Here is an 11,101-nt window from a genome sequence, read left to right as displayed (position 1 = left end):
AAGTTGGAAGCCTCGCCCGTGGCGCTTTAGCGCTTAGGGCGGGGAGCAGTCACAAATTCCCGATCGAGAGCGGTTGGGGGGAGGCGAAACCGGCTTCAATCAGAACGGGTGTTCACGTTGAGCCAGAATGAGTGTTCACGATGGGGCAGAATATGCAGCCTCCACAAAATTTTGCGCAGGTGGCGTCTGATCCAGTTCGTCCAGCAGGATGTTGGACAGCAGCGGGGACAGCGGACCACCTTGCGGCGTGCCTTCTGTTCTCGCTGAGACCACACCTCCGGTCATGATGCCGGATTGCAGGTAACGACGGATCAGGCTCAGCAGGGTTTTGTCTTTGATCTTGCGAGCCAGCCGTGACATGAGAATATGGTTGGTAATGACCATCCAGCAGTTGTTGCTTCAGGGTTGGCCAGTACTGTTGCAGGTAGGCTTTGAGTTGTTCGACACGCATTCCATCGACACCAGCGGAACCCTTGTTGCGGGTCACGCGTCGGTAAGCCAGGTGCATGTTGTTGGGTTCGATGATCGCTGACATCAGTTCCATATCAGCCCCCTCAGGAGTGGTCTTCTGCTTTGCCGGTGTGGTTTGTTGCGACCCAAGGCCGATCCTGAGGATTCCACCCCATCGTTTCATTTGGGCGAGCGGGGTTTACCGCTTCTTTTCTACAACGCCTTCCACACATCGAAAAGTAAAGGCTCCCTTGCGTACTTCATGTTCAGCCCTTCAGTTGCCGGTCAGCAACCTACTATGGCCTCTGCTGACTTCTGCTGCTCCATCTCCATGCCTCGCAGCATGAATAGCCTGTTGGCAGAGCAACAGACCTCCCAGGGTAATGCGCGTGACCTTCACACTTATGCCTGCCTCATTTACGTCCGCAGCTTTTGGATCAGTATCGGGCTTTGGAGATAATCGCCTCCTTACCCGCTGCGACCGCCTCCTATGAGGTTTCTGTTCGTCAGGCCAGTGCTTTGCCTGCAAATACCCTAAATAGCTTGCAACCCTTCCTGCTACGAGCGTTCATGGCCTCCCGCAAACAACAACGAGGTGAACGAAATGGAAGTATTGCATATGAACCAGCGGCAGCTGGCCAACCGATGGGGCGTCAGCGAGGCCTGCCTTGAACGCTGGCGATCTGAAGGCATTGGCCCGCAATTTCTGAAGCTGCGCGGTCGAGTAATGTATCGCCAGGTCGATGTCGAAGCCTTTGAGGAAAGCTGCCTGAGGCAGTCAACCAGCAGCCCCAAAACCAAGCAGCAGATCCGCTCTGTTCCGTCGGCCTAGAGACGCGCTTAGCCCCACAATCAATGGCGCGTTCTTTATGTTTGCGCCATCTGATCCGAGGATTGGTTATCCTTTGGGCGGGTGTGGATCATTCCCATGGCTGTCTTTGTTCTGGATTTTGCCGTCCTTCCCATGGACGTAAAATTCAGTGCCTTGGTTTTGGCTTATCTTGCGTCCAGCATCCACCGCGTCTTGCTTACGATCGTAGTGACCGCTGCTACGGGAAGCTCCGCCTTTTTTAACGTCCCAGCCACCATCGGCGTTCGGGACTACATGATGAGTTCCTAATTTCTTTGGCATGGTTGCCTCCACTTGGTGTATGAAACAAGCATTATTACTGATGAAAGAGCCATGTCGCTGGCTCAACAAAACGACTCGGTAAATGGATCTGATACATTCAGTCCTAACTATCTCAGTTTATTAAGAATTTTTTCAGCATCAGGCCAAGGCAATCGGCGTTTTCCTTCTTTCATTCTATTCAGTGCCGCAATCGCTTCATCGACCGTCAATAGCTGGTTTTCGACCATCGCGCACAGCAGACCAATTGTGCCCATGACAGTGACCTTCTCTTTGCCGGCGACAACTCTGAGGTTGGTGTCGCCAGTTAATAAAGTGCACTCCTCTTGCTTTGCTAGCGCCAGCGCCAAGTAATCGTTATGGGTAGGCTTGGGGCCGTTTTTTGCTGGCAGTGTATGGTTGTATTGCGCAGGCAGGCTTTGAGCGTAGTTTACCCATCCGCCATCCACTTCCATGACCTGCAATCCCAAGTCATCTAATCCCGGAGTACCGGGTTCGATTTCTTCGTAGTACAGGAGGTCAGGGATGCCAAATTGCATCGGCAGAGCAAAGAGCTTATCCATCAGCGCTCCCGACTCCATATCGATTAAAATATTGGCATCACTGATGAGCAACCGCATCCGATGACTCCAGCTGGCGTTCTTTGTGGAAGCGCATCATCGGGATGCCTAGTAGTTCTGCAGCCTTGCTTTCTGCAATAAATTGTTCGGCCAAGGCTCGGTACACCAGCTGTTGAAATAGCTGCGGGAACTCATTGGGCAACGGCTCGCCTGGCTCACATTTGCGCCAGCCTTTGGCGGAAAAACGCTTAAACATCGCTAAGTGCATGTGCTCAGTAATGACACCACATTGCTTTGCTCGCTGAAGCCATCCTGCCATTGACAGCCCAAATTCACGCTTCAGCACATTGAGTTCTTGCCATTCAATTGCATGGCGTTGCTGCCCCAACAACTGGTAAACAGCAATCCGTGGAACTAAGAACGACCCTGCAAATCGGTCACAGGCTTTCTCCTCGTCCACATCATCGGCAAGTCGTCCTTGAAGCAAGAGATGACCCAATTCGTGCGCCAGAGTGAAACGCTGCCGATCTCCCGGCCAACGATTAGAAACTGCTACTACAGGATATTCTCGGCCATCGTCTGTGCGCGCAGTGGCAGTAAGCCCTGAAAAACCAGGGTTTTCCTCGTCAACAACAATCACTAACAAACCCAGCCCCTCAAGGGTATCCGTTAAGTCAGCAATGGGGTTCATTCCCAGTTGCCAGGCAGTCCGAACACCTTCGGAAAAGGCCTCTATGTCATCTAAAGAAAGGATTTGATCCGGCAGATTTTCTGGCGCGCGAAATTTGGGTAGTGGCGATTCAGGAAACGAGCCCAACAACTCGACTCGTTTCTCAACCAGCTCAGTGACTTTGATTTTAAGTGCATCTTGCGCAGTCTTACCAAAAGTCGCCAACTTTCGGAATTCGGGCTGCAAGAGGTCGACCGAGTGGGTACGAAAAAAATACTCGGTACGAATGCCGCAGGCGCGAGCTAGCTTTAATAGTTGAGATGACGACGGTGTTACCAGGCCTTTCTCGTATTTCTGAATGGCAGTATGTGACACTCCGACCTGCTCGCCCAGCGCACCAAGGGTCAATCCAGCTGCAAGTCGAGCTTGCCGAATTCGATCTGCGATCATGACGCCTCCTAAATATTTCAGTTTAAAAAATAAATGAAAATAATGTAATTTTAAACCAAGCCGCAATTTTACGCCACCGATGTTTTCAGCTGCTTTGATTAGGCAACATATATGACTACAGGGCTTAATTTTCTACTGAGCCAAATTAAGAGTCGTCGCAAAGCTCTGGGGCTGAAGCAGAGTGACATGATGCTGCGGGTCGGCATGTCTCGTCAGCAATTTCAACGACTTGAGGCGCAGGGCAACCCTAGGTTGAATACGCTTGAACTCATTGCATTGGGGCTGAATTGCGAGCTGATGTTGATACCAAAGGACAAAGCGCAAGCGGTGCGGCGTGCGTTGGATAGCTCTCCACCTGATGAAGCAAGCCTAGCCGGAGCATTGAACGAAGATCCTTGGCGTGGTTTATTGGAAGACGACTGACCTAGTGTGTGATCTGACCTCCCGCTCGGTAGCCAGCCCCATGATGTTGCTAAATGTCGGCAATTATCAGGATTTGCCGACGTTTAGTTTCAGGTGATGGGTTTGGAATTGTCGTGATACTTAAACCTAGGGTTTAACAATCAACGACATTTCAAACCATATGCCTTTCTCGCTGTTCCGACCACAACCTTGGCGGATCCACCGCCAGATCAAACAGGGTGATATTAGGCGGCAGTTGGTCGTCCAAAATCGCCTCGACAATATCTGGCGCCAATGTGGTCAGGTTAACCATCCGGCTGATGTAGCTAAGGACTTCACCGACTGGGGTGAGTTCTTCCACAGCGACAATGTGGCCATCCCCATCGTGGATCGGATCATCCATCATTCACACATCTTCATGCTGGGAGGAGAAAGCTATCGACTGAAAGAAAAGTTAACCAACTAACGCACCAGGTGGGTCAATTTTATTGGCCAAAGGTGGGTCAAAATAAATGGCCATTGACAAAAACTTTCATGCTTATGTTAATGGCGTGGCAAACAGTGATGAATATGAAGGCCCAGAAGGCAATAATGACGGTTGGACGCTTGGTCCGCAATTAAGAACCAGAGGTTCTTTGCATGTGGATACTTGGGCTGGGCCAGCAGCAGATCTTGCGGATATGCATACCATTGCGATTTTTCCAGTGGGTGGCTGGTGGAAATATAGAACCGCACAAGACCGCTGGCAAAATACTGTTCGCTACAGCTTAATTGTCAGTATTGACGTTCCTGATGAGAGCATTGATATCTATTCGGTTATTGAAAACTTGATTGAAACGCAGGTTGAAATAAATGTGTAGGGGGCAGGCAGTACATCTCGTAAATGTACTCCATTAATTCGGTTTGCAATGAAACGCATGAATCACTCCCTTATGAATACCAACTACAAATTTAAAAACCATTCCGGCTCAACGGTGACCTTTTCAACAAGCTCTGTTTTTACCCCTAAAGCCAGCTCTTTCAATTTGTCTGCAAGCTGGTCGCCATCCACTAGATCAATGGGGGCGGCGCCATCGCGATTGGCTTCTTCAATAGCTGCCTTGGTGAAGCTTCCTGTAGTAATGAACATGCCTCGGTCCGCGCGACCGACAATTGCACCTCGAAAGTTCCTAATCTCCGGCGCGCCCACAGAGCCTTTGTATTTTTTGCATTGAAAAGCGATGTGAAAACTCATCAAGCCATTAATTCTGGCGATGCCTTTGCCATCGATGCCACCATCACCGGTACGGCCGGTGACATCGACATGAACAAAGCCCGATTCTCTGAGCATCCGTTGTGTAAGCCGCTCAAAGGCGTCAGGGCTCATTTCCTCAATCAGAATATGATGTAACTTTCAATTACAAATGCAGCTCGTATGAACGCTCTTCGCTGGCTACTTATCAACTTAATCATGTAGCTGTTTTGAATGATGCATTTCCCTTCGCCCAGCCAATTTATCAATCAAACTCCTTTCCTGAGTCCGACAATAAGCTACTGATTTCAAAGGGTTCTCTGTTCTCAGCTCATGGACTTGGGTCTAGCGGTGTGGGGAGAGGCACTGAGAGTATTCGGCCATTCAGAGAAGAATTGCCGGCAGAAGTCCGCGATTACAGCGATGGCGAAGTCCGTAAACCCTTGCCACACAAGGCCTGTAGCGCGGGGTGCAGGCATAAAAAAAGGTGAACTGAGATCAGTTCACCTTTTTCAATTGGTGGAGACGGCGGGAGTTGAACCCGCGTCCGTCGGCACTCTGCCCTTGGATCTACATGCTTAGTTTCGTCATTTGTTTTAACTGGCAGGTCTCCGACGAACAGGATACCCTTCAGCGATCCTTCGATTGAGTTTTAGCAGCGCCGACGAAGGCGATCATTGCTGCGATCCTATCTGGCTGCGCTCAATAGTCTCAATTCACCGGCGATAGGCAACATGGCTTCATGAGTAGCCTTAAGCGGCTAGAGCGTAAGAGTCGTCGTTTGCGACTATAATGTTTGAAGTAATTGATTTACGAGAGTCACTTCCCTCTCGGCATGCACCTTAGGTTTTGCTACCGGCGTCGAAGCCAGGACGTCCCCTTTAAGTGTTGGTGGATTCTATCACACTCCCTTGTTTAAACCATCCACAAAACAAAAAGTTCACTCTTTATTTCTTTCCCGCATGATGCGGCCTTTCTGGCGATCCCAGTCACGATCTTTATCCGTGGCGCGTTTATCGTGCAGTTGTTTACCTTTCACCAAAGCCAGCTGGCATTTGATCTTGTTGCCCTTCCAGTAGATTGATAACGGCACACAGGTGAACCCCTTCTGGTTGATCTGTCCGACCAGCCGGGCAATCTCCTTGCGGTGCAGCAGCAGTTTGCGGGTACGTGTTGGATCAGCCACCACATGGGTAGAAGCACTGAGTAACGGGGTGATGTGAGAACCCAGCAGCCAGGCCTCACCGTCCTTGATCAAAATATAGGTGTCGGTCAGCTGGCATTTCCCTGCGCGCAGGCTTTTGACTTCCCAGCCGGACAGTACCAGTCCGGCTTCAAAGGTTTCTTCAATATGGTATTCGTGTCGCGCCCGGCGGTTGACGGCAATGGTGTTGCTGTCGGGCTTTTTCTTGGATGTTTTACCCATAACTGGCTTGGCTCATGGTGGTAAGTTGTCGCAAAAGACCGTCAGCATAGGTGCAGGCGTCTTGGCTCATGTTAGAATTCACAGCACATTGATGTGAATTGGAGTGAATTATGAGCCGTATCAGTCGCTCTGCTTTAGTGATGCATTCGGCGAAAGAAATGTTTGAACTGGTCAATGACTGTGAATCTTACCCTAAATTTCTTCCCGGTTGCAGTGATGCTCGCCTGATTCATCGAGAGGAGTCCTATTTGGTGGGTGAGCTGGAGCTTGCCAAGGCAGGCATGAAGTACCGCTTCACCACCCGTAATGAGTTGTTTGATCCCGAGCGGATTGAGTTACAGCTGGTGGATGGCCCCTTTAAAAAGCTGGAGGGGCGCTGGATTTTTCAACCACTCAGTGAAAAAGCCTGCAAAGTTATTTTTGATCTTGAGTTTGAGGTGGCCGGTCGACTGGTCTCCAGGGTGCTGGAACCCTTGTTCAGTCAGATGGCGGCCAGCCAGGTGGATGCTTTTGTCAAACGTGCGGATGAGGTGTATGGCAAATACGCAGGATGATGCAGAGAATATGCTGACTTTAGAAGTGGCTTATGCCCTGCCGGAAAAACAAAAAATTCTGACCTTGCAAGTGCCACAAGAAACCTGCATTAGGGATGCCGTGTTGATGTCCGGTATGGAGCAGCATTTCTCAGGGCTTGATCTGCAAACAGCCAAGCTGGGGATTTTTGGTCGGCAGGTGATGAAACCTGAAGAGCAGTTGGTGCGTGAGGGTGACCGGATAGAAATTTACCGGCCACTGATTGCAGACCCCAAGGCATCACGTGCTACCAGAGCAGCAAAAAAGGCCGGACAGGAGTAATTGAATCCAGCCGGATTTCACGGCTGGTGGTCAATTTTACTCAGACGCTGACTGCCACTTGCGTCAGGTTGAAATTCCAAACGCAGCGTTTCACGCTTGATCAGGTCGGTGCCTTTGCGCATCTGATAGATGTAATCCCATTGCGCTGGGTTGCCTGGAGCGGTCAGCAGCGGACTGCCAAGTAGAAACAGCACCTGTTCTTCACTCATGCCAGTTTTCAGCTGTGAAATAGCCTCTTCATCCAGAATGTTGCCTTGCTGGATATCCTGCTTGAAGGGACTAATCCAGCTGCAGCCACCTAGAAGCAGTGTAAAAAGTACAAAGGCGAGTATTTTGGTCGGTTTTTTCATCATTAATGGGTTTAACTCTGATTCGCTTCAGTGAATAATAGTCACCTGTATATGATACTTAAAACTTTGCACTTCAGCGAAGCATTCTGATCACTTAGGTAAAGAGAATTCTGATGGCCGATGAAAACCAGGAATTAAGAAAAGCCGGTCTTAAGGTGACCTTGCCACGTATCAAGATTTTGCAGGTGCTGGAGCGCCATTCAGAAGACCACCTGAGCGCCGAGGATGTTTACAAGGCGCTGATCGAGACAGGTGAAGATGTAGGGCTTGCCACGGTTTACCGGGTGCTGACCCAGTTTGAGGCGGCGGGTCTGGTGGACAAACACAACTTTGATGGTGGCCATGCAGTTTTTGAACTGTCTGCAGAAGATCATCATGACCACATGGTAAATGTGGATACTGGTGAAGTGATTGAGTTTTTTGATTCTGCCATTGAGCGACGTCAGCACCAGCTAGCCGAAGAACATGGGCTGGAACTGGTTGATCACGCGCTGGTTCTTTACGTGCGCAAAAAGCGCTGAGTTAGTGTTGTCCGGTTGCAGCCTTAATGGCGGCTTCCCTTGAGCATTTCTCTGGCATGAGCCAGTGTCCGATTCGAGAGTTTGATCCCTCCCAGCATTCTTGCCAGCTCGGCAACTCGTCCTTTTTCGTCGAGTAAAGCCATCTGGGTAAGTGTTGAGTCTCCGTGGGTCTGTTTCTGGATATGCAGATGCTGATCACCCTGAGCGGCCACCTGTGGCAAATGAGTGACACACAGGATCTGACCGCGCGAAGCCAGTTTTTTCAGCAGGCGGCCAACAATTTCTGCTGTAGCCCCAGAAATACCTACATCCACCTCATCAAAAACCAGTGTGGGGATGCTGGTGGTTCTGGCGGTGATAACCTGAATTGCCAGGCTGATACGTGACAACTCACCACCAGAAGCAATGCGTACCAGAGGTTTGGCCGGTTGCCCGGGGTTGGGTGCAATCAAAAACTCCAAGTCATCCATGCCATGGGGATGGAATTGATCCAGGGTTTTAAAGTCCACACGGAATTGGCTTTTTTCCATACCCAGATAGGCTAGCTGTTCATCCACGGCCTGCTCCAGTGTTGCAGCTGCTGCCTGGCGATCCTGATGCAGTCGCCCTGCTACATTGCGGTAAGCTTCCGTCAATTCGTTCAGCTCTTTGCTGAGTTGATCCAGGCTGTTTTCATCACCATCCAGTTCACCCAGCTCTTTTTTTAATTGTGCATGCAGCCCTGGCAAATCTTCCGCTTGCAGGTGGTGTTTACGTGCAGTTTGATAAATATTATTCAGGCGTTCTTCGACCCACTGCAGGCGTACAGGGTCTATTTCGATGCTGCCGGTATAATACTCCAGTTCTCGGCTGGCTTCTTGCAGTTGAATCTGAGCCTCCCCCAGCATCTGAACCACCTGACCCAATGCAGGTGTTTGTAATCCTTCGAGCTGGCTCAGTGCACGGTTCAGTAACTGCAGTGCGCCACCTTCCTCGTGGTCACAACAATCCAGCGCCTGCTGGCCGGTCTGAATCAAACTTTCTGCATTGGCCAGTTGTTGCTGTTCGGCTTCCAGTTCACTGAGTTCATTAACCTGCAATGCCAGCTGATCAAGCTCTTCAACTTGATAACGTAACAGCTGAATACGGGCGCGCTGGGCATCATCCTGCTGGCGCAGGTTGTTGAGTTTTCTGCGTGTTTGGCTCCAGCTACGGTAAAGGTCGCCAAGTTCATGGGTTTGCTGCTGCAGACCGGCATACTGATCCAGAATCTGCAGGTGGGTTTCCCGACGCAACAGGGTCTGATGAGCATGCTGTCCGTAAATATCGAGTAGAATCTCACCCAGCTCTTTTAGGTGCTGAACCGGGCAGGGTTGACCATTAATCCAGGCTTTGGAGCGGCCATTCAGCAGCAGGCTGCGACGCAGGATGCACTCTTCAGGATCGAGATCATGGGCATTCATCCATTCGCGCGCCAGTGGCAGGTTGCTGAGATCAAAGCTGGCGGTGATTTCCGCCCGCGCGGCACCATGGCGAATGCTGTCTGCGTCTGAACGATCACCCAGAGCCAGCCCAAGTGCCTGCAGCAGTATGGATTTCCCGGCTCCGGTTTCACCGGTGATAACGGTCATGCCGTTACGAAACTCAAGCTCCAGGTGCTCTACAATTGCAAGTTGACGGATGCTCAGACTGACCAGCATGATGCCGCTCCTGATAATTTATACAGTAATATTTATACCTCACAGATCGGATGCCGACAAGCTGTTGCTGGTGCAAATTAACCGGTTTTTTGAGTTGTCTCCCAAAACATCAATGGAGTCATGTGGTTAAGTGATTAAACCTTTTTCTGCCCCGTCATCGGGTGAATTACCGATCAACGCCGTTCTGGCGAAGGTGGTGACCACCCTGCAAGAAGGCAACTCTTGTCTGCTGGTGGCTCAGCCCGGTGCCGGCAAGACCACCCGTGTGCCCCTGGCGCTGTTAAATACTTTCTCCAGCAATCAAGGGCGCTGGTTGTTGCTGGAGCCGCGTCGTGTTGCGGCACGTCTGGCAGCGGGTTAATTGGGCACTGGCCAACCCATCCGCGACTGGCAGTGCTGCTGAATACAGCGAAGGAAATAAAAGCCCTGCCGCTGGCTTGTTGGCTGGTGTCCTTGCTGGAGGAGCGCCTTCCGACCCAAAATATTGATCTGTTGCACCTGTTGGAACAGCGCCCACGTCAGGTGGGTGAAGGCGCTGCCGGACGCTGGTATCGCGCAGCTCAGCAGTGGGCGCGGCGTGCAAATTGCAAATTGGAGCCGGTCGATCTTGCTGAACTGCCGCAACTGTTACTGGCGGCTTACCCTGATCGGCTGGCTCAGTCTCGGGGTGATGGTCGGTTTAAGTTGGTCACAGGTGGTCAGGCATTGTTAGCGGCAGAACATCCGCTGGCAAAAAATGAGTGGTTGGTGGCGGTGGAGCTGGATGGACAGGTGAGCGGCGCAAGGGTGTTTCAGACTGCAGCTGTACCGGCTGAACTGGTGGCACAGCATTACCCGCAGGCAACAGAGTGGCAGGTTAGAGTGAATTGGGATGAGGTGGCGGGCCGTGTTGTGGGCGAAGAAATCAAAGCCATTGGCGAGCTGGTGTTTATGCGTCGCCCCCTGCAAAAACTGCCGGAAGGAAAAGCCGCCAGCGTGCTACTGCAGGTACTACAACAAAAAGGCGTGTTGCCTTGGTCGGCAACGGATCAACAGCTGCTGGGGCGATTGCGTTTATTAAATCGAGTGCTGGGAGATCCCTGGCCGGATGTTAATGATCAGCAGTTATTACAGTCGGCTGATCTTTGGCTGTTGCCCCGACTGGAAGGCATGACGCGCATGGAGCAATTGGAAAAGGCGCCGCTGGGTGAATGGTTATTGCAGAGTTTGGACTGGCAGCAGCAACAGGCTCTGGCTCGACTGGCTCCCACGCATCTTAAAGTTCCCAGTGGTTCACGGGTGTTGCTGGATTATTCCGGTGATGAGCCGGTGATGGCGGTTAAGCTGCAGGAGTTGTTCGGGCAGACAGAAACTCCCAGACTGGTTGATGGTCGGGTAC

At 51.2% G+C, this 11,101-nt stretch carries 18 protein-coding genes and 1 other RNA gene; 9 read left to right on the top strand and 10 right to left on the bottom strand.

The annotated features are described in order from the left end of the window. Positions 1-135: 135 nt before the first annotated feature. Entirely contained in the window at positions 136-384 is a 249-nt protein-coding gene (locus IBX50_RS13135) for a reverse transcriptase domain-containing protein (protein ID WP_292256514.1), read from the bottom strand. Positions 385-1,054: 670 nt separating this feature from the next. Between IBX50_RS13135 and IBX50_RS13130 the strand changes: the two genes are divergently transcribed. Further along, positions 1,055-1,282 (top strand): helix-turn-helix domain-containing protein, encoded by a 228-nt coding sequence (locus IBX50_RS13130; RefSeq protein WP_292256512.1) that lies wholly within the window; start codon positions 1,055-1,057, stop codon positions 1,280-1,282. A 66-nt stretch (positions 1,283-1,348) separates the two neighbouring features. On the opposite strand, the gene IBX50_RS13125 is transcribed toward IBX50_RS13130, so the two are convergent. The 3 genes from IBX50_RS13125 to IBX50_RS13115 all read right to left on the bottom strand — a co-directional run bounded on the left by IBX50_RS13125 (position 1,349) and on the right by IBX50_RS13115 (position 3,259). Then, a complete protein-coding gene (locus tag IBX50_RS13125; protein WP_292256510.1) occupies positions 1,349-1,582 on the bottom strand; it encodes a DUF2188 domain-containing protein in 234 nt (77 codons plus the stop codon). 107 nt (positions 1,583-1,689) lie between these two features. Continuing rightward, positions 1,690-2,199, bottom strand: coding sequence for a DUF3368 domain-containing protein (locus IBX50_RS13120; protein WP_292256508.1), 510 nt, complete (start codon positions 2,197-2,199; stop codon positions 1,690-1,692). After that, the gene (locus tag IBX50_RS13115; RefSeq protein WP_292256506.1) at positions 2,180-3,259 is read right to left on the bottom strand and encodes an XRE family transcriptional regulator; all 1,080 of its coding nucleotides are present in this window, start codon (positions 3,257-3,259) and stop codon (positions 2,180-2,182) included. Before IBX50_RS13115 ends, IBX50_RS13120 begins: the two co-directional genes overlap by 20 nt. 111 nt (positions 3,260-3,370) lie before the next feature. Here IBX50_RS13115 and IBX50_RS13110 point away from each other — a divergent pair, with 111 nt between their 5' ends. Next, entirely contained in the window at positions 3,371-3,682 is a 312-nt protein-coding gene (locus tag IBX50_RS13110; RefSeq protein WP_292256504.1) for a helix-turn-helix transcriptional regulator, read from the top strand. A 151-nt stretch (positions 3,683-3,833) separates the two neighbouring features. Here the strand turns inward: IBX50_RS13110 and IBX50_RS13105 are convergent, their stop codons facing one another. Continuing rightward, positions 3,834-4,067: a hypothetical protein gene (locus IBX50_RS13105; RefSeq protein ID WP_292256518.1), complete on the bottom strand. Its 234-nt coding sequence runs from the start codon at positions 4,065-4,067 to the stop codon at positions 3,834-3,836. Between IBX50_RS13105 and IBX50_RS13100 the strand changes: the two genes are divergently transcribed. Beyond that, the gene (locus IBX50_RS13100) at positions 4,032-4,127 is read left to right on the top strand and encodes an ATP-binding protein (protein ID WP_292256516.1); all 96 of its coding nucleotides are present in this window, start codon (positions 4,032-4,034) and stop codon (positions 4,125-4,127) included. The two genes, IBX50_RS13105 and IBX50_RS13100, sit on opposite strands and share 36 nt — an antisense overlap. Positions 4,128-4,173: 46 nt before the next feature. Beyond that, a complete protein-coding gene (locus tag IBX50_RS13095; RefSeq protein WP_292256502.1) occupies positions 4,174-4,521 on the top strand; it encodes a hypothetical protein in 348 nt (115 codons plus the stop codon). An 83-nt stretch (positions 4,522-4,604) separates the two neighbouring features. On the opposite strand, the gene IBX50_RS13090 is transcribed toward IBX50_RS13095, so the two are convergent. The 3 genes from IBX50_RS13090 to smpB all read right to left on the bottom strand — a co-directional run bounded on the left by IBX50_RS13090 (position 4,605) and on the right by smpB (position 6,318). After that, positions 4,605-5,027 carry a restriction endonuclease gene (locus tag IBX50_RS13090; protein ID WP_292256500.1) on the bottom strand — a complete coding sequence of 141 codons (423 nt, stop codon included), beginning with the start codon at positions 5,025-5,027 and terminating at the stop codon, positions 4,605-4,607. A gap of 382 nt (positions 5,028-5,409) precedes the next feature. After that, positions 5,410-5,772, bottom strand: a transfer-messenger RNA (tmRNA) gene (gene ssrA, locus IBX50_RS13085). A 60-nt stretch (positions 5,773-5,832) separates the two neighbouring features. Continuing rightward, a complete protein-coding gene (gene smpB, locus IBX50_RS13080; RefSeq protein WP_292256498.1) occupies positions 5,833-6,318 on the bottom strand; it encodes an SsrA-binding protein SmpB in 486 nt (161 codons plus the stop codon). Between the two features lie 110 nt (positions 6,319-6,428). On the opposite strand from smpB, the gene IBX50_RS13075 reads away from it, so the two are divergent. Beyond that, positions 6,429-6,872 carry a type II toxin-antitoxin system RatA family toxin gene (locus tag IBX50_RS13075; RefSeq protein ID WP_292256496.1) on the top strand — a complete coding sequence of 148 codons (444 nt, stop codon included), beginning with the start codon at positions 6,429-6,431 and terminating at the stop codon, positions 6,870-6,872. Continuing rightward, positions 6,853-7,173, top strand: coding sequence for an RnfH family protein (locus IBX50_RS13070; RefSeq protein ID WP_292256494.1), 321 nt, complete (start codon positions 6,853-6,855; stop codon positions 7,171-7,173). The genes IBX50_RS13075 and IBX50_RS13070 overlap by 20 nt, the downstream gene beginning before the upstream one ends. 17 nt (positions 7,174-7,190) lie before the next feature. On the opposite strand, the gene bamE is transcribed toward IBX50_RS13070, so the two are convergent. Continuing rightward, a complete protein-coding gene (gene bamE, locus IBX50_RS13065; protein ID WP_292256492.1) occupies positions 7,191-7,526 on the bottom strand; it encodes an outer membrane protein assembly factor BamE in 336 nt (111 codons plus the stop codon). 110 nt (positions 7,527-7,636) lie between these two features. On the opposite strand from bamE, the gene fur reads away from it, so the two are divergent. Further along, entirely contained in the window at positions 7,637-8,044 is a 408-nt protein-coding gene (gene fur, locus IBX50_RS13060) for a ferric iron uptake transcriptional regulator (RefSeq protein WP_292256491.1), read from the top strand. A 23-nt stretch (positions 8,045-8,067) separates the two neighbouring features. Here fur and recN read toward each other — a convergent pair whose 3' ends face one another. After that, a complete protein-coding gene (gene recN / locus IBX50_RS13055) occupies positions 8,068-9,723 on the bottom strand; it encodes a DNA repair protein RecN (protein ID WP_292256489.1) in 1,656 nt (551 codons plus the stop codon). 130 nt (positions 9,724-9,853) lie between these two features. Here recN and IBX50_RS13050 point away from each other — a divergent pair, with 130 nt between their 5' ends. Then, positions 9,854-10,084: a hypothetical protein gene (locus IBX50_RS13050; protein WP_292256487.1), complete on the top strand. Its 231-nt coding sequence runs from the start codon at positions 9,854-9,856 to the stop codon at positions 10,082-10,084. 32 nt (positions 10,085-10,116) lie between these two features. Continuing rightward, a partial coding sequence (locus IBX50_RS13045; RefSeq protein WP_292256486.1) for an ATP-dependent helicase C-terminal domain-containing protein occupies positions 10,117-11,101 on the top strand: 985 nt, incomplete at its 3' end.

The organism is Marinospirillum sp. (assembly GCF_014859565.1).
This window is presented reverse-complemented; position numbering and strand designations above follow the sequence as displayed.